Origin of the sequence: Chryseobacterium sp. C-71 (assembly GCF_020911865.1) — a bacterium.
Lineage (GTDB): Bacteria > Bacteroidota > Bacteroidia > Flavobacteriales > Weeksellaceae > Chryseobacterium.
The window spans coordinates 1,662,818-1,680,228 of record NZ_CP087131.1; the positions used below are offsets into that span (position 1 = coordinate 1,662,818).

Below are 17,411 nucleotides of genomic sequence, written 5' to 3' on the forward strand. Positions count from 1 at the left end.
TTTAAAAAAAGCAAAACATAGTGAAGATATTTAACATATTATTTCTATTTCTTTCTGTTGTAATTTTTGGACAGAGTAACACGTCCGGATATGCTATTTATAATTTTCCGAAAATAAAATCGAGCATTACGATGCCTGTTACAATTCCGTTGTCGGAAATCAGCAATATGATTAATGCCTCGGTAAAGGATCTGATTTTCCAAGATGATTCTTACACAGACAATGATAATGACCAATTTAAAGTAAAAGTCTGGAAAACCCGACCAATACGCTTGGTTGGAAGTACAAATCAGAGCATATTGATTGAAGTTCCGTTAAAAATCTGGGCAGAAAAGGGCATCGGTACATTGGGAGTTTATACATATCAGGAGACGACTTTTGAAACGGTCATGTATTTTAAAACGGCATTAGATTTTAAAAACAACTGGTCTATCAGCACTTTTACTCAGCCGATGGGATTCAAATGGGTGAAAAAACCTGTTCTAGATTTTGGAAAAATTCAAATTCCAATTACTTCTTTGGTTGAAAAAAGTCTAAAGGAACAACAATATAATTTTTGCAAAACGATAGACCAGCAAATGGCTTCACAGTTGAATTTCCAACAATATGCAGTTTTGGCGTGGAATGCATTTTCGCAACCTTTTAATATTTCTGAGGAATATAATACCTGGCTGAAAATCACACCAATTAATGTCAATATTACACCGTTAAAATTCTATGGAAATCAAATTAACACCAACATCGGCATCGATATTTTCTCGGAAACCTATACAGGAACAAAACCTGAAGCTTCGCAACCTGCAAAAGCAGTAATGAATTTTAATTTTATTCCGTTACTAGCAGACCAGTTTGTGTTGCAGACCACTGCGAATATTCCGTTTTCTGAAGCGACAAATATTGCGAAAAAAACTTTTCTAAATAAAGAATTTGACATTAGAGATTCTAAGGTAAAAATTTCGAGTATCAAAGTATACGGTGAAGCAAACCGAATTATGATAGAAGCTGACACAGAAGGTTATGTGAAAGGAACAGCTTTTATTTCGGGCATTCCTGTTTATGACGAAACTAAAAGAAAAATAGTACTTTCGGACACAAAATTTAAGCTTAAAACATCCAACATCCTTCAGAAATTAGCCACTTCTCTTTTCAAAGGAAAAATAGTGAAAATGATTGAAGACGAATACGGAATTCCTACCGCTGAATTGGAAACTACATCAAAAAAAAGCATCGAAGAAGCCTTTAACAAAGAATATTACAAAGGCCTTAAAATGACGGGAAAAGTGTCTAATCTGAAGCCTCATCAGATTCTTCTAAACGATTCCGGAATCACGGCTGTGATTGACACCAATGCCAATTTAAGATTTACTTTAAAGGGATTTTAAACTTTTTATAAAACTAGAAACTGGTAATAATTATGAGAAAATATTTACAAATTGTCGACAGACAAAAAGCTTCGCTGCCAACAAGATTTGTCAACAATTTAATTGATCTTATTGTTCTTGCAGTTATTCATATCATACTGGCAGTTATATCTCAATTACTTTATAGTATTACATACAGCAGATTTTTCTTCTTTTTTAATAATGGTGGCTTTCTTTGGGATATTTTCATTGGTGCGTTGGTTGCATTTATCTATTTTTATCTGTGGGAATATTATTCTGACGGAAAAACACCGGGAAAATATGTAACTGGAACCAAAGTCATAAGTATTGACGGAGAAAGGCCAAACAAAAAGCAATATCTGTTACGCAGTCTTTACAGGGTAATTCCGTTTGAAGCTCTTACTTTTTTCGGAACAGATGGATTGCACGACGCTATGACGGATACCAGAGTAATTAACTTTAAAAATTACATGGCTGAAAAACAGGCCAAAAACGAAATAGATAATATCGGAACAAAAGAAATTGCCTGAAAAATTTGGAAAAAATATAAATTTCATTATATTTGCACCACTCTAAACGGTGCTTTGGCCGAGCGGCTAGGCAGTGGTCTGCAACACCATCTACAGCGGTTCGAATCCGCTAGGCACCTCGCAAAAAAACTCCGATCTTTTGATCGGAGTTTTTTATTTTCAATAAGACCTTCACTGAGTCTCTGAATTAAGAACTTTAAAACTTTAACATTTTCTTAACTAAACCTTGGCTTCATAATTGAACATACCACATCAACAAGCTGTAAAGTTTATCAATTTTAAAAATTTGAGTTATGAAAAATATATTGTTAGCAGGACTCGTGTCAGTAATTACTCTCACAGCCTGTAAGAAAGACGATCAAGTTGCAGAAAAGACGCTCGAACAACAAAAAATAGAATTTCAGGCAAGACAACTTGAAATAGAAAAGCAAAAATTGGCTATTGAAAAAGAAAGATTTGCTTACGAAACACAAAAAAGAACCGACAGTATAGCGGAAGTTCAGAAAGAGAAAGCAGCCGTGGCAGCCGCAAAACCACAGGTAATAAGAGAAACAAGAACGGTGTACAGAGACACTCCTTCTTCTAATAATAGCGTTGCAAGCAACGGAGGCGGTTCTTCACAAGGAACTACTGCTAAGAAAAAAGGAATCAGTGAAGCTGCGAAAGGTACCGCAATTGGGGTAGTCAGTGGAGCTGCATTGGGAGCCATTGTTAATAAGAAAAACCGTGGTGGTGGTGCCGTAGTTGGCGGTATCATTGGTGGTGCAACAGGATATACTTTGGGTAGATCACAGGATAGAAAAAGTGGGCGAGTACAGCCAAAATAGATAAATCATTTCAAAAACTTTAAAAAGATTGCTTATTTTTAGGCAATCTTTTTTATGCTTTTCATCTTACTCACTTCAATTATCATTATTCCCACTCTTTTAGGCTGGGGTAAACTTCTAGAGACTATTTTCAAGAATGAGCTTTTTGAAGGAATTTCAGGAAAACTGGTGTTTGGAATTTTCGGAATAAGTATGATTTGGACAGTACTTTCTTTCTTTATTCCATTAAATATTTTTATTGAAATTCCCACAATCTTAATTGGATTATTTTATTTTTTTAAAGAGAAATTATTCCTGAATTTTTATAAATTCTCAGAAAAGGATAATATTCTATTTACTTTAAGTTTATTAATTATTTTATTCTGCAGCTCGTTTTATCCTTATATCTTAGACCATTTTGGATATTATTTACCGAGCATACAATGGCTGCGTGAATACGGTTTGGTAAAAGGTATTTCAAACCTTGATCTTGTCTTAGGACAAATGTCAATCTGGCATATTTTCGAAGCTGGATTTTCTAATTTCTTTGATCCTTTTTTAAGAATAAATGCAGTTTTACTCGTCATTTACTTAGTATACATCATTGAAAACAAAAGCTGGATTCAATTATGTTTTCTTCCAATATTGTTCTTGTTTTCCCAATCTCCAAGTCCTGATTTGCCGGTGATTGTATTTTCTTTAATTTTATTAAATGAGATTTTAGTAAATAATAAAAATACTTCTCTGCTATTTGCATTTTCGGTTTTTGTTTTTGCGATAAAGCCAACAATGATTTGGTTGCCGATTTTGACATTCCTCTACTCTATTTTTATTCTTAAATCTCATTTTAAAATCTTCCTTCCAGGAATTTTAATTCTCTTTTTATTTTGTTTTAAAAATATCTGGACATTCGGCTATCCTGTTTTCCCGGTCTCAATGATTGATTTTGGATTCAGTTGGAAACCCAATGTAGAATTGTTAAATTCTTCATCTCAATACGCCATCCAAAAAACTTTCGACAACCAATATTCTTACGAAGAAATTCAGAAATTTTCAACATTCGATTACATAAAAAACTGGTTTTTTTTAAATGGAATAAAATCAGTGATCAATATTTTATTTGTTCTGAGTTTACTTATTTTTACTATTGTTACTTTCATTAAAAAAAATAAAACGCTCACTTTTATCTGTATTTCATTGATTATAAAAAGTGCTTTAGTTTTACTATTTTCAGCACAATACAGATTTTTTATTGATGTGTTTTTTGTAATTATTTTTGTGATGCTTTTAGATTTTTTCACAAAAAGAAAATCTATGATTGCCTATTCTTTTTTAAGCTTAATTTTCATTTTCTTCATAGCTTTCCCAAGTGTACTTGCACAGTTGATTCCCAGTTTCAGAATGTCATCATTTATGGGGAAATTTGAATGGAAGCAATTATACAAACCTTCAACCTACGAAAATAAAAAGTATCATTCTTTTGAAGCAGGAAATTTAAAATTTAATGTTTCAGAAAAATATCCCTTCAACTTCGACACTCCTATTCCGGCGATTTCTGAAAGTTATATTTTTGACTATCAAAAGGCAGGAGTTTTCCCTCAACTTATTGATAAAAATGACATCCGGAAAGGTTTCATTTCAAAAAAAATGAATCCTGAAGAACAAAAGCAGGTCAAAAAAATCACAGAAAAAATCAAAAACTCCTATAGACAGTAACCATTCAAAGACTTTATTATCTGAATAAAAATCGGTAATTTTGTACTATGTTCAATACTTTAGGGAATCTGCTCAGCCTGACGACTTTCGGCGAAAGTCACGGTTTGGCCTACGGCGGAATTATCAATAATTTTCCGGCAGGGCTGGAAGTCGATATAGACAAAATTCAATACGAGCTTGACCGCAGAAAACCAGGTCAGTCAGCAATCGTTACACAAAGAAAAGAGAGTGATACGGTGAAATTTCTTTCAGGAATTTTTGAAGGAAAAACTACAGGAACTCCGATTGGTTTTATGATTGAAAATGAAAATCAGAAGTCGAAAGATTATGATCACATCGCTCAATCTTATCGCCCGAGTCATGCTGATTTTACGTACGATCAAAAATTCGGAATCCGTGATTATCGTGGCGGTGGTAAGTCTTCGGCACGCGAAACCATCAATTGGGTCGTTGCAGGAGCTTTGGCGAAGCAACTTTTGTCTGATATTGAAATCAATGCTTATGTTTCTTCCGTAGGTGAAATTTTCTGCGAAAAACCTTATCAGGCTTTAGATTTTTCTAAAACGGAAAGCAATGAAGTTCGCTGTCCGGATACAGAAACTGCCGAAAAAATGATTTCAAAAATCAAAGAAATCAAAAAAGAAGGAAACACGATTGGAGGAACAATCACTTGTGTCATCAAAAATGTTTCGGTTGGAATTGGCGAACCCATTTTTTCTAAATTGCAGGCAGAATTGGCAAAAGCAATGCTGAATATCAATGCATGCAAAGGCTTTGAATACGGAAGCGGTTTTTGCGGCGCAAAGATGACCGGAAGCGAACATAATGATGAATTCAACACCGATTTTACAACAAAATCAAATCTTTCAGGTGGAATTCAGGGTGGAATTTCAAATGGAATGGACATTTATTTCAGAGTAGCTTTCAAACCTGTTGCGACCATTTTAAGACCTCAAAACAGTGTTGATAAAGATGGAAATACCGTAACCGTAGAAGGAAAAGGCAGACATGATCCTTGCGTTGTTCCGAGAGCAGTGCCTGTGGTTGAAAGTCTGGCGGCTTTTGTTTTGGCCGATCTTTTTTTGATCAACAAAACGAGAAATTTAAATCAATTTTAAACATAAATATTTTAGGTAATGCAAAATTACTGGGACAAAGCCATAACCTTCGACGAATATCTTCAAATTGCCAATCAGAGATTGAATAATCCTGACAACGAAAAAGACATTGAATACAAACCTTATTACGAACTCGGCATTCAGAGAATGGACAGAACGCTGAAGAAGTTTGTCATCGACGAAGAACAATTGAATGAACTCAAATCAAAAAACTTCGACGGAAAAATTTTAATCATCTCTGAGGCCTGGTGTGGTGATGCCAGTGCAACTGTTCCGGCTTTGGTGAAATTTTTTGAAGGTCAAAATGAAGTGAAAATTTTCCTTAGAGACAGCGACAGTAGCCTGATTGATCAATTTTTGACCAATGGTACACAATCTATCCCAAAAGTTATTATATTGGACAAAGATTTTAATGTGAGAAATTCATGGGGACCAAGACCAAAATTTGGACACGATTTATTATTAAAATTCAAAGCAAATCCTGAAGAATACCCGAAAGAATCATTTTATAATGACCTGCAGGTTTATTATTCAAGAAACAGGGGGAAAGATTCGATTCAGGAAATTTTAGAGTTATTATGAAATCGCATAATTTGTTTTGCTTCAAGACAGATATGAAAGTAAACGATTCCATGTAACCTTTAAAACAATAAAAATCAACATGAAAAAATTAATTATATACGTCGTTGTACTTGCTGTTTTAGGAGCTATATTTTTAGTTCCCGGAATCAGAAATTCTCTGAAAGATCTGTTTTTCCCGATTGCAACGGTAGAAAACGCTGTACATATTGAAGCTGATGACTATGACATCGACCTTCAGGGAATCAATGTTCCGAGTACCAATATGAAAAACTTCAGAAACAAACCTGTTTTTTTGAATTTTTGGGGAACCTGGTGTCCGCCATGCAGAAAAGAATGGCCATCAATCCAAAGATTATACGATAGACGAAAGGAAAATATTGACTTCGTTTTAATTGCGATGAAAGATGAAGAAGTAGCTGTCAGAAAATTTTTAAAAGAAAATAATTATACTGTTCCTGTATATATTGCCCAAAGCCCAATCTCTGAAAAGATACTTCCGAAAGCCTTCCCCACGACTTTCTTACTCGATGAAAACGGAAGAATTCTCATTAAAGAAGACGCTGCAACTGATTGGGACGCTGAATCTATCCATCAGTTTATTGATAATATCATTAAATAACTTTAACTTAATATTATAATTACTTGGTATAGAATTTGCGAAATTTATAGAGTTAAAATTATTTTTAAAAATAAACACAAAATGAAATATTCAAAACTCAATTTAGCTAAAGAAGCTATCAGCCACAAAGGCTTCGTAAAAAAAATTCCTGACATTTTCAGAATGGTGAAAATGTGGAGAAAAGGAGAATACCCCGTAAAATCGATAGATCTTATTCTACCGTTAGTTGGTCTTCTCTATGTAATCTCTCCTATTGATATCATTCCTGATTTCGTTATAGTTGCGGGAGTTTTAGATGATTTAGCGGTATTATCTTTAGCAATTCCGAAACTAATCAGAGAAGTAGATAAGTTTCTACTTTGGGAAGCTGAGAGAAAATATGGCACTGAGGGCTCAAAAATAATTGATGCCGAAATTGTAAATTAAAATTCAAAACCATTTCTAATCGGGATGGTTTTTTTTATGAACTTTAAATTGAATTTGAATCAACTTCTTTGTTAGTTTTAAAATATTGATAAAAATTTCAAATTTAAATTCACTATTTACTCGTGAAGCAAAATTCACAATTGACTTTTAACATCATTTCCTTAAATTTGCAACATCTAATAAAAAATAATGGAAAGTAAAAAAGAATTCTTTTTAGAGTGCTACAAGCTTGGCATCATCAAATTCGGAAGATTTACCTTAAAAAGCGGAATTGAAAGTCCGTTTTACGTTGATTTAAGACCTCTGGCTTCAGATCCTAAAATTTTAAAAAATTTGGCCAATTATTTATTGGAAATGCTTCCTTTGGATAATTTTGATTTGATTTGCGGAGTTCCTTATGCTGCACTTCCGATGGCTACGGCGATGTCTCTTGAAAGCTATATTCCATTAATTATCAAAAGAAAAGAGGCTAAAAACTACGGTACCAAGAAATTAATCGAAGGAATTTACCAGAAAGGGCAAAACTGTCTGTTGGTAGAAGACGTGATTACTTCCGGAAAATCTTTGATAGAAACCATTGCTGAAGTTGAGCAAGAAGATCTTAAAGTAGCCGATATCGTGGTTGTTCTAGACAGAGAACAAGGCGGTAAACAGCTTTTGGAAAGTAAAGGTTATAGAGTTCATACCCTTTTCAACATTTCAGAAGTTTGTACTATTCTTCAGGAAGAAGGGGAACTATCTGATGAAGAAGTAAAAAGAATTCAGGATTTTCTTGCCGGAAACCACATCCAGTTTGAAGAAAAAACAAGACTTTCATATCAGGAAAAGTATGAAAATGCACAACATTCGGTTTCAAAAAAATTATTAGAAACTGCTTTAGCAAAACAATCAAACCTTATTGCTTCTGCAGATGTGACTACTACACAAGAGCTGCTTGAATTGGCAGATAAAGTTGGTCCACACATCATTGCTTTAAAAACACACATCGATATTATTTCAGATTTCGATTATCAAAATACAATCGTTCCGTTGAAAGAACTGGCTGCAAAACATCAGTTTTTATTAATGGAAGACAGAAAATTTGCTGACATTGGAAATACCCAGGAACTTCAGTTTACAAGCGGAGTTTTCAAAATTACAGATTGGGCAGACTTCGTCACTTCTCAGGTGATTGGCGGTTTTGAATCTTTAGACTGTTTCAAAAACGTAGGCGTTGTTGCGATTATCGGAATGTCTTCTAAAGGAACTTTAACCACAAACAGCTACAGAGAAGAAGCTTTAAAAGTTGCTCTTTCGCATCCAAACGTGATTGGTGGTGTTTCTCAAAATGCGATTCCTGAAGAAATCTTATTGTTTACTCCAGGCGTGAACCTTGCAGATTCTGGAGACGGAAAGGGTCAGCAGTATAACACACCTGATCATGTTTTCAAAACACTTCATACTGATTTCATCATCGTAGGAAGAGGGATTTACAAATCTGAAAATCCTGGAGAAGCCGCTGTAACTTACAAAAATGAAGGTTGGAAAGCCTATTTGAGTTCTTTAGAAAAAAAAGCAATTCAGCAGTAAAATCATCTTTATTGTATTTAAAATAAGTTATATTTGATGCTTTATCATCAATTTGAAAAAGTTTAGTATTTGTTTTATTTTGTTTTGGGGAGTTGTACAGGTTTCTGCACAAAAAGACAGCATTTATATTGCTGCAAAATTATCTCAAAATAAAAAAATTCTGGAAGTTAATCAGGAAATTGTTTACCACAATCATTCTGGAAAGCCTTTAGACAGCATTAAACTTCTCAATTGGGTGGCCGCTTACAACAAAAGAGGAACTTCTTTGGTCTACCGAAAACTCGAAGATCGAAATAACAGTCTCCATTTTGCAAAGCCGGAAGCATTAGGTGAAATTTTAGATTTTAAAATTAATAGCGTAAAGAATCAGCCCGTTTCCGTCAGCAATGTTTCTGAAGAAAATTTATTTTTTGTTTTAAATCAACCTTTGCAAGTTGGCGAAAGCATTACATTAGATTTACAGTATCAGATTCAGCTTCCTGATAAAAATTTTACAGGTTACGGAACTTCTGAAAACAACATCGCTTTAAAATATTTCTTTATTGTTCCGGATCATTTTGATCCGGACAATATTTCTAAAAGAAATTACCTCGACACCGAAGAATCGGTGAACTTCAATACCCATTGGACGGTTAATTTTGATCTCCCGATTAATTATTTTGTGGAAGGAAATCTTCAACAGAACAACATCAATTCTTTCAACGGATATTTAGATTCCGATCCTGAATTTATTATTTCTCAAAACCAGTTCCCAACGATTAATGTGAATACGGAAGATATTCATACTGAAATAAAATTTGGTTATAATATCACTCCGCAGGAAATTCAGAATCTGGAATTTTATCTTCCTCTGCATTTAAAATTTATCAAAGAAAAAATCGGTTATGTCCCCGAACGTCTTTTTATTTCAGATAAATTCAGAACTAAGGAAGATTTTTTTGGAAACAATGACATCGTTTTTTGGAAATATCGATTAAAACTTTTCACAGATCCTGAAAAAATTGACCTCGACTATTTTGGAATTATCGCCAAGAAAATTTTAGACGAAAGCCTTATCATCGATAAAGAAGATCACCACTGGTTCAAAAACGGACTGAAATCTTATCTTGAAACTCAATATCTGAAAAAATTCTACGGAGAAACCAAACTTTTGGGCAATCTTCCCGAAACAAATATTTTAGGAATCAAGCCATTAAAATGGTTTCACGCATCCGATGTCAAGTTGCTTGACCGCTATGGTTTGGCATATCAATACATTATGTCTCAGAATTTAGACCAAAAAATTGATGAGCCATTTTCTGCTTTGAGTAATTTCAACGATATGGCCATCAGCAGTTTTGAGACGGGAAGTCTTTTTAGTTTTTCGGCCAATAAAATGGGTGAAGGAAACTTCAATGATTTAGTGAAAAAATATATCGCAGAAAACAGAGACAGACCCATCAATCCTGAAGCGTTTTTGAAAGAGCTTTCTCAAAAAGAACACTCTACAGATTACTTAAGTGAGTTTTTGAAGCATAAAAACAGAGTTAATTTTAAACTTAAAAAATTTAAGACAAAAGAAGATTCTCTAGAAATAAGGATTGCAAAAAATACAGATGATGCAATTCCCGTAAAACTGGAAACTCAAACCAGAAACGGTGAGAGAAAATCGTACTGGATAGAAACGGAGAAAAATGAAAGACAGAAAACCGTTAATCTTCCTGCCGAAAACATTTATAAGATTACTTTAAATGACGATTACATTTTTCCGGAAGCCAATTATAGGGATAACTTTTTGTATACCAAGGGATTATTTTCAAATTCAAAAAAAATTAAATTTAAACTGATCAAAGATATTCCCAATCCGGAATTCAATGAAATTTACCTGAACCCGAGAATCCGTTTTACCAATACGTATGACAAATTTTTGATCGGGATGAATTTTAAAAACCAATCGTTGTTTGATCAGAAGTTTTTATATTCAATCACCCCATCTTTCAGTACCGGAACAGGAAAACTCACAGGTTCGGGCGCGGTTGCATACTCTTTTCTTCCCGCTGAAAGTATTATCCAAAGTCTGACGTTAGGAGTTTCCGGATCGTATTTTCATTATGATTATGATCTGGCGTACCGTAAAGGTTCTTTATATTCGAATATCAATTTCAGAAAAGATCCGCGAAGCACTGTTAGTCAGGGTGTGAATTTTTCATACAATTATTTTCAGAGAGATCTGAATGCAAAAATGATTGCAGACCGTGATTATGACAAATATAATTTGTGGGCTTTGGGATATGGATACGCCGACAACCAGATGATTCATGAGAAAAGCTTCAGCATCAGCACTCAGGCGATGAAAGATTTTAACAAAATCACAGGGGAAGCTTTTTACAGATGGGAATTTGCACCGAGACAGAAATTAAGTTTAAGATTATTTGCCGGATATTTTGCCAGAAACGAAACCCGAAACAATACTTTCGACTTCGGAATTGCAAGAGTTTCTGACTACTCTTTCTCCTATAACCTCTTGGGACAAAGTGCTACGGGAGGAATTCTCTCTCAACAATTCATTTTGGCTGATGGCGGTTTTAAATCTTTTATCCCAGGAACCGTTAACCAATTTATTACTTCAGTCAATGTTGATACCAGCGTATGGAAAATTTTCCATATTTACGCAGATGCCGGAGTTTACAAAAATAAGAACAATCCGACTCAGTTTATTTGGGATAGCGGTGTGAAAGTAAGATTAATCCCAGATTTCCTTGAAATATACTTTCCGGTACAATCTACTTTAGGCTTTGAACCTGGATTTAAGGATTACGGAAAACGAATCAGGTATACTTTGATTTTAAATTTAAGCACGATCATCAACGCCGCAAGAAGAGGCTGGTATTAAATAAAAAAACAGCTACGATTGTCTTCGTGCAGCTGTTTCATTGTATCAAAACTAACATTAATTAATCTTTTAGAATCTTTTGAGAAACAGGTTGGTTGTTTACTGTTCCTGTGATAATATAATTTCCTTTTTGTAATTCTGCAACATTCAAGGTAGCTCCTTCTTTTACCGAAGCCGTTTTTATCAATCGTCCTGTGGAACTATAAACTTTAATATCTTTCACATCTGCTCCGAAGATAATTTCATTATTTTTCACGAATGAATTTTTAATAAAACGTGACTGCTTAGGCATATTGTTAAAATCATTTATAGCCAAAACACTTGACGACGGACTAGGAAGCGTTACAGTAAAATCAGCTCCATTATTATTGGTATCACCTGAAGTTCTGGTAATTGAATTCAAAATTGTAGGTGATGGCGCAGCTCCGGAACCTTCATATTGATTTGCTAATCCATAGCCCACGAAATCAAGAACGTTTGATGCTGCAGGGCCTGTTACCTGAGTATTATTACTTGCTAAAGCAACCTTACCAGAAGTAAGACCTATCGCTAATCCCAAACCAACAGTTGGCGATCCGTCAAAATTGACAACAGCACCTACTATAAGATTTGGATTAATAAGATTGATAACTCCTCCCCCTTCAGTACCTTCCTGAATTAAATAAGTTTGCCCGGGACTAAGGGTGATGGAAGGCAGCGTATGGTATTGAGTAAATCCGCCAGTTGCGGGACCATACTGAATGGTTGCTCCATTTAATGTAGTGGTAGAAGAGCCAATATTCTTCAGTTCTATGAAATCATGGGTGAGAAGTGAAATTCCGAGCACCCCTCCTCCGGTATAGACTTCATTAATTACAATCTGAGCATTAAAAAATGCAGCTATCGAAACTAGTCCGATAAAAGTAAATGCTTTTTTCATGGCGATAATATTTATTGATTCTATAATAAATTATGCAAATTTAATACCAAATAAATAAACAAATACCACATCTTTTGAAAAATTCAAAAACAAAATTTCAACAAACAACACAAAAAAACCACTCTATAAGTGGTTTTTTGGATTTAAATATTTTCAGATATTTAGTCTTTCAAAATTTTCTGAGAAACTGGTTGATTGTTTACCGTTCCTGTTACAATGTAGTTCCCTTTTTGTAATTCAGCAACGTTTAAAGTAGAACCATTCTTTACTGCACCAGTTTTTACAATTGCACCAGATAAAGTATAAACTTTTACATCTTTCACATCAGCTCCGAAAGTAATTTCTTCGTTTTTAACGAATGTATTTTTGATAAAGCTTGATTTTGTTTTGTTGAAATCTGAAACTGACAAAGTGCCAGCAAGACCTGTTAATGAAAAGTCATCGACCGCAAGACCATCATCAGTACCTGTAATGTTCACATCAGTGAATCTTATAAAAACTGTAGCACCATTTGCAATATTAAGACTTGAAATTGTTCCTGCAATTGCTGTTCTGTTAGCTGAATTATTTCCATCAAGAGCACCAGCTGTTGCAGTAGTATTAGTAGTATTATAATTTAATGCACTAACCGGTGTCCATGTTCCATTATCTAAAGCTGTTGCATCTAAACTATATTCAAATGCAAGTTGATCAACTGCTGTACTGCCACCATATCTCCACTCTTCACCTACATAAGATATCGAAAGACCAGAAAGTGCTGCGCCTGTATTATTTACAAACCTAGCTCCAATAAATGTAGTTAAATTATTACTTGCAAGTCCTCCTAAAGCTCTATCAGTACTTCCAGTAGATCCAAAGCTGTAGCTATTTCCTGCATTTGATGAACCATCTCCAGCTGCATAAGTAGTATTAGCATTTGATCCTACTTCTAAAATTGACCACCCTGCTAATGCACCTGTCAACGTTATAGAATTAGCTGTACCAGTGTTAGCTAAAGCATCAAAATTCTGTGTGTAAGCAGTTCCTGCTGATAGCAAACTAATTTGACTGAAAGCTAGACTTGCCAACCCCACCATTGCTAAAGAATAAATCTTTTTCATAACTTAAAATTTTATTATTAATAATTTATAATGCAAAATTAAAGGATTTTTTACACTCAAAACAATATTAAGGTTAATTTTCTGTTAACAATACTAACCCCTCTGCCATTCACATTTTTTACCTATTTTTACCAATTATTTCAAAGACTTGCGGAATTCACTTCTGATATTCTTCGTTTTTTTCTTGGGCTTATCACTGAATAACGCTCAAATTTTCTCGTGGAAAAATCCCAACATCCCAAAAGACAGTATAAAGAAGGATAGTATACTTGCAGCAAGGCTTGAACAGGACATTTTTGCAAAAGACACGATGGATTTTGTAAAAACCAGCAACCGAATTATTGTTGACGAAGCCGTACTTGCTAAAAATGATAAAAAAAGATTTTTAGGAGAATTAAATTCCAAAGGATCAATTATCAGAGGAATTACTTTTGGTAATAATCAGGGGCAGTCTGTACAAAGTTCAATGGATTTACAAATTTCAGGAAAACTATCAAAAGACGTCACGATTTTAGCAAGTATTTCAGATCACAATTTACCGATTCAGGCAGATGGATACACCCAAACTCTTGAAGAATTTGACAAGATTTACATGCAGCTTAATATCAAGGACAAATCAATTCTTAGAGCCGGGCATTTAGATCTTTTAGATGATAAAAATTATTTCGCAAAATACCAGCGACGAAGCATGGGGCTTCAGTTTCAGACGCAATTCGGAACTGAAAACAAGACCTTTGCAGATGTTTCGATGGGTGTGGCACGAAGCGAATTTCACAGAATCCGTTTTCAGGGTGTGGAAGGAAACCAAGGACCTTACCGACTGACCGGAAAAAACGGTGAGCAGTTTATCACTTTGATTTCAGGGTCGGAACAGGTTTTTATTGACGGTATTTTAATGAAACGTGGTGAGAATCAGGATTACGTGATTAACTACAACACCGGTGAGGTTACTTTTACGAGTTTTCGACCAATATTCCAGCAGAATTTTATTACGATTTCGTTTAATTATACTAACCGAAATTATTCAAGATATTTATTCACAGGAAAATTGGAACATCAGCGTGAGAAATTCAGAATCGGGCTGAATTGGTTCATGGAAAATGATAATAAAAACGCACCTTTAGCTTTAAATCTGTCCAAAGAAGACGAACAGATTTTAGCCGATGCAGGGAATGATCCTAATCTGATGTATGCTCCTTCAGGTGTCGTTACAGAATATGATGTCAACAAAATACTTTACATTCTCGTACCAGATACCAACGGAAGCCACTACCAATTTTCAAACGATGTTACACAGACTCTGTACACGGTTTCGTTTACGTATTTCGGAGTGAATCTGGGGGATTACAAACTAACACAAACAACCAATAACGGGCGTGTTTTCGAATATGTTGGTCCCAATATGGGGGATTACAGAGCCGTAAGAAAATTGCCTTCACCACAAAAATCTCAAGTATACACTGTAAACTCAGAATACCTTTTAAAAGATGGAAAAATAGGTGCAGATATTTCTTTGAGCAACTACGATCTCAATTTATTTTCCTCAAAAGATTCTGATCAGAATTTGGGCTATGCATACAGAGTTTTTGGAAATAGAACATTTACAAAAAACAACTGGAAAGGAACTCCAAGTTTTGAATATCAATACATCGACAAGCAATTCCATATTCTAGACCGTATCAATGATGTGGAATTCTCTAGAGATTTTAACTTAGCTCAGGAATTTAGCGGAAGAACACAAAATAGATTTATTTTTAATTTTTTAAATAAATGGAATAATAAATCGGCATTAAATTATCGTGTCAACTATCTTGACGAGCAAGATTCTTACAAAGGAATCAAAAACGATTTAGACTTCAGCTGGATCAAAGGGAAATTTCTTACCAAAGGAAACTTGTCTTACTTGGATACCAATGCTACTTTACAGGATACAAAATTTATCCGTGGAGGCGCTGCCACAGAATATACCGGCAAAAAAGGAAGCTGGGCTTTAGGCGGAAGCATGGAGCACAACGAAAAGAAATTTAATGAAACCCAATTGATGGATGTCACCAGTTTCAGCTGGAAAGAATTGTTTGTTCAAAAGAAAATCGGTGATAGTACAAGAACCAAGCTTTTAGCTAAAATGTACATCAGAGATAACGACTCTGTGCGTGACAATAGACTTCAGAATATGAACAGGATCTTGGGATTCATGGCAGAAAGTCAATTAATTAAAACAGAAAAAACGACTTTAAATGCTTTGATTCATTATAGAAAATTCTTCTATAAAAATGAAGATGTAGATATGAATCAGAATAAAGATTTTGTTGTAGGAAACATACTTTACAATCAACAGTTATTCAAAAACGGAATGCGTTTGCAGGCATTTTACGAATTAGGAAACGGACAGGAGGCACAACGTGAGTTCCAATACATCAAAGTGACCGACGGGCAAGGTGTGTACAAATGGACCGACTATAATGGTGACGGCGTTCAACAGCTCGATGAATTTGAAATTGCAGAATACTCAGATTTGGCACAATACATTAGGATTTACACCAATTCTGTGCGGTATATTCCTTCCAACAAAAACAAATTGCAGTTGGCGTTATTTGTGAATCCGGCAATTATATTTGATTCAGAAAATAAGTTTTTAAAGCGCTGGAATTTTAATGTATCCTTAAATTCACAAAATTCTTATTTCAAAAGAGAAAAAGTTTTGGTTTTGAATCCGTTTGAAAAAAGTGATGATCAGATTCTCAAAAACCAGAATATTTTAGCTTCCGTTCAGTTTAACCCAACCGAAATATCCGGGTGGAACGGAAATTATCGTTTCATTGCCAACGACAACCTCATCAATGCCAATTTCAGTAACGAAGAACGGAATCAGACTTCGCATTTCGTCAATCTTGGATATTGGTTTAATAAAGAATTCAGGGTAGATTGGGAAAACTCTGTTCATGATTTACAAAACTCCTCTCAACTTTTTGCAACGAGAGATTACCGACTGAATAATTTTGAGACAAAACCAAAAGCAACGTACAAGTTTACCGACGCCATACAAGCCGAATTTTCTTCAGCTTACCGCGAAAAGAAAAGAGTGGATGGCGAAGAGTTCTTAAAAGCTTTTGACATCACCGGAACACTTCAGTGGGAACGCAAGAAAACTTCCATCAGAGGAAATTTCTCATTCATCAACAATAATTTTACCGGAAACAATTTCAGCATTGTAGGAAACCAAATGCTCGATGGTTTAAAACCAGGCAAAAATCAGGTCTGGAGTGTCTTTGTACAGCAGGCAATCAATTCTTTCTTACAATTAAATTTAAATTATGAAGGCAGAAATTCGGGTGACCGTACGATTCACATTGGGAGTATGCAGGTCAAGGCGAGTTTTTAAAATTTAGATGAAGGTTATAACAGAAAATAAGGTAATATTTTCCATTTCATGAGTTTTAAATTGAACCACTTCGTGGTTCTGTAAAATTCCGCCAAATATACATCACCTTCTTATTGTCCATGGGTTTCACCCACGGCTATTAATATTGAACCACTTCGTGGTTCGCAACAAAATCTTAATGCCCACACCCTTCTATAGGATCAATAACTTTTACTTTTTACTTGGCTCTTTATACTTTTACCTTTCTACATTTTCCTTATATTTGTTCAGTAATAATACACGGGGTGCCGCAAGGCTGAGATCATACCCGATAACCTGATTTGGATAATGCCAACGTAGGGATGTCTGCTTAAAATATTTTCATTTTATGCTTTATTCGTTCGCATGCTT

Annotated in this window: 13 protein-coding genes, 1 tRNA gene and 1 riboswitch; of the genes, 12 read left to right on the forward strand and 2 right to left on the reverse strand. The window is 34.7% G+C overall.

Annotation, left to right across the window (positions count from 1 at the left end; translation table 11 throughout):
- The first annotated feature begins 20 nt into the window (after positions 1-20).
- The 11 genes from LNP04_RS07515 to LNP04_RS07565 all read left to right on the forward strand — a co-directional run bounded on the left by LNP04_RS07515 (position 21) and on the right by LNP04_RS07565 (position 11,620).
- Positions 21-1,382, forward strand: coding sequence for a DUF4403 family protein (locus LNP04_RS07515; protein WP_229985910.1), 1,362 nt, complete (start codon positions 21-23; stop codon positions 1,380-1,382).
- A gap of 32 nt (positions 1,383-1,414) precedes the next feature.
- On the forward strand, positions 1,415-1,912 hold the full coding sequence (locus tag LNP04_RS07520) for an RDD family protein (protein WP_229985911.1): 498 nt from the start codon (positions 1,415-1,417) through the stop codon (positions 1,910-1,912).
- A gap of 48 nt (positions 1,913-1,960) precedes the next feature.
- Positions 1,961-2,031 (forward strand) — tRNA-Cys (locus LNP04_RS07525).
- Between the two features lie 174 nt (positions 2,032-2,205).
- Positions 2,206-2,739 carry a glycine zipper domain-containing protein gene (locus LNP04_RS07530; protein ID WP_229985912.1) on the forward strand — a complete coding sequence of 178 codons (534 nt, stop codon included), beginning with the start codon at positions 2,206-2,208 and terminating at the stop codon, positions 2,737-2,739.
- Positions 2,740-2,793: 54 nt separating this feature from the next.
- A complete protein-coding gene (locus LNP04_RS07535) occupies positions 2,794-4,434 on the forward strand; it encodes an LIC_10190 family membrane protein (RefSeq protein ID WP_229985913.1) in 1,641 nt (546 codons plus the stop codon).
- Between the two features lie 47 nt (positions 4,435-4,481).
- Positions 4,482-5,552 (forward strand): chorismate synthase, encoded by a 1,071-nt coding sequence (gene aroC / locus LNP04_RS07540; RefSeq protein WP_229985914.1) that lies wholly within the window; start codon positions 4,482-4,484, stop codon positions 5,550-5,552.
- Positions 5,553-5,570: 18 nt separating this feature from the next.
- Positions 5,571-6,134: a thioredoxin family protein gene (locus tag LNP04_RS07545; RefSeq protein ID WP_229985915.1), complete on the forward strand. Its 564-nt coding sequence runs from the start codon at positions 5,571-5,573 to the stop codon at positions 6,132-6,134.
- Positions 6,135-6,213: 79 nt separating this feature from the next.
- Positions 6,214-6,753: a TlpA disulfide reductase family protein gene (locus LNP04_RS07550; RefSeq protein ID WP_229985916.1), complete on the forward strand. Its 540-nt coding sequence runs from the start codon at positions 6,214-6,216 to the stop codon at positions 6,751-6,753.
- Between the two features lie 81 nt (positions 6,754-6,834).
- A complete protein-coding gene (locus LNP04_RS07555) occupies positions 6,835-7,179 on the forward strand; it encodes a YkvA family protein (RefSeq protein ID WP_229985917.1) in 345 nt (114 codons plus the stop codon).
- A gap of 189 nt (positions 7,180-7,368) precedes the next feature.
- Positions 7,369-8,748, forward strand: a complete 1,380-nt coding sequence (pyrF, locus tag LNP04_RS07560) for an orotidine-5'-phosphate decarboxylase (protein WP_229985918.1) — start codon at positions 7,369-7,371, stop codon at positions 8,746-8,748.
- A gap of 52 nt (positions 8,749-8,800) precedes the next feature.
- Complete coding sequence (locus tag LNP04_RS07565; protein WP_229985919.1) at positions 8,801-11,620, forward strand: aminopeptidase; 2,820 nt, start codon at positions 8,801-8,803, stop codon at positions 11,618-11,620.
- A 61-nt stretch (positions 11,621-11,681) separates the two neighbouring features.
- Here LNP04_RS07565 and LNP04_RS07570 read toward each other — a convergent pair whose 3' ends face one another.
- Positions 11,682-12,539 (reverse strand): lamin tail domain-containing protein, encoded by an 858-nt coding sequence (locus LNP04_RS07570; RefSeq protein WP_229985920.1) that lies wholly within the window; start codon positions 12,537-12,539, stop codon positions 11,682-11,684.
- A gap of 161 nt (positions 12,540-12,700) precedes the next feature.
- Positions 12,701-13,639: a T9SS type A sorting domain-containing protein gene (locus tag LNP04_RS07575; RefSeq protein ID WP_229985921.1), complete on the reverse strand. Its 939-nt coding sequence runs from the start codon at positions 13,637-13,639 to the stop codon at positions 12,701-12,703.
- Positions 13,640-13,949: 310 nt separating this feature from the next.
- On the opposite strand from LNP04_RS07575, the gene LNP04_RS07580 reads away from it, so the two are divergent.
- Positions 13,950-17,021, forward strand: a complete 3,072-nt coding sequence (locus LNP04_RS07580) for a hypothetical protein (protein ID WP_407928649.1) — start codon at positions 13,950-13,952, stop codon at positions 17,019-17,021.
- A gap of 270 nt (positions 17,022-17,291) precedes the next feature.
- A riboswitch (TPP riboswitch) is annotated at positions 17,292-17,380 on the forward strand.
- Positions 17,381-17,411 lie beyond the last annotated feature (31 nt).

Coding starts and splice junctions, on each gene's coding strand:
- LNP04_RS07520 (WP_229985911.1), top strand. CDS start 1,415: ATGAGAAAATATTTACAAATTGTCGACAGACAAAAAGCTTCGCTGCCA.
- LNP04_RS07530 (WP_229985912.1), top strand. CDS start 2,206: ATGAAAAATATATTGTTAGCAGGACTCGTGTCAGTAATTACTCTCACA.
- LNP04_RS07535 (WP_229985913.1), top strand. CDS start 2,794: ATGCTTTTCATCTTACTCACTTCAATTATCATTATTCCCACTCTTTTA.
- aroC (WP_229985914.1), top strand. CDS start 4,482: ATGTTCAATACTTTAGGGAATCTGCTCAGCCTGACGACTTTCGGCGAA.
- LNP04_RS07545 (WP_229985915.1), top strand. CDS start 5,571: ATGCAAAATTACTGGGACAAAGCCATAACCTTCGACGAATATCTTCAA.
- LNP04_RS07550 (WP_229985916.1), top strand. CDS start 6,214: ATGAAAAAATTAATTATATACGTCGTTGTACTTGCTGTTTTAGGAGCT.
- LNP04_RS07555 (WP_229985917.1), top strand. CDS start 6,835: ATGAAATATTCAAAACTCAATTTAGCTAAAGAAGCTATCAGCCACAAA.
- pyrF (WP_229985918.1), top strand. CDS start 7,369: ATGGAAAGTAAAAAAGAATTCTTTTTAGAGTGCTACAAGCTTGGCATC.
- LNP04_RS07570 (WP_229985920.1), bottom strand. CDS start 12,539: ATGAAAAAAGCATTTACTTTTATCGGACTAGTTTCGATAGCTGCATTT.
- LNP04_RS07575 (WP_229985921.1), bottom strand. CDS start 13,639: ATGAAAAAGATTTATTCTTTAGCAATGGTGGGGTTGGCAAGTCTAGCT.
- LNP04_RS07580 (WP_407928649.1), top strand. CDS start 13,950: ATGGATTTTGTAAAAACCAGCAACCGAATTATTGTTGACGAAGCCGTA.